Genomic DNA, 885 nt, shown 5'->3' on the forward strand with positions numbered 1-885 from the left:
GAAAAGCGTCGCCGCGTTATCGCTTACTATAAGCCTGAGGGTGAGATTTGCTCAGCTAGTGATCCAGAAGGTCGTCCAACCGTATTTGAGCGTCTGCCTAAACTAACTCATGACCGCTGGGTCATGGTAGGTCGTTTGGATATCAACTCTTCAGGCTTGCTGTTATTTACTAATGATGGCGAGATGGCGCATCGCTTGATGCACCCCTCAAGTGAGGTCACGCGTGAATATGCGGTGCGGATACTCGGTGAAGTCACCCCAGAAATCGCTCGCAATCTGACCTCAGGTGTTATGCTAGAGGACGGTATGGCGCAGTTTGATGACATCAAAGCGGGCGGCGGCGAAGGCGTTAATAAGTGGTATCATGTGCAACTCAAAGAAGGCCGTAACCGTGAAGTTCGCCGCTTGTTTGAGTCGCAAGGTCTTAAAGTCAGCCGTCTACTGCGGACGCGCTACGGTAGTATCGATCTACCCAAAGAGCTGCGTACGGGTCGTCATATCGAATTAGACAAAAAAGACATCAACACTTTGACTGATCTGGTCAGCTTGCGTCCACGTTACGGCACAGGTCTCCACGGTGCGGCAAAAGACAAGCAAGAACGCATCAAGAACAAGCCGCTAAAAGCGCGTCGTAGCGATAGTCGTAAAAATAGTGATAATCGTAGTAGTACTAGCCGCAATAGCGAGAAGTCTAAAAGTAGCGCTAGTCCTGCAAGCCGTGGAGCGCGCAATACTCGTGACCGCAGTGACAAGCGTTAGTGTTTAAGCTAAGTATTTATATCTTATAAGTTCTTGTCTTCTAAAAATTAAAAGCTGCCAGTGATCATTATCATTGGCAGCTTTTTATTTTTTCTTTTAACTACAAACCTTTAAATGTTCTGACTA

At 47.2% G+C, this 885-nt stretch carries 1 protein-coding gene; it reads left to right on the top strand.

Annotation, left to right across the window (positions count from 1 at the left end; all coding sequences use genetic code 11):
- The coding region (locus ACTXGO_RS14865) for a pseudouridine synthase (RefSeq protein WP_443575065.1) at positions 1–759 on the top strand (759 nt) is incomplete at its 5' end.
- Between the last annotated feature and the right edge of the window lie 126 nt (positions 760–885).

It is taken from the genome of Psychrobacter sp. T6-1, assembly GCF_052258445.1.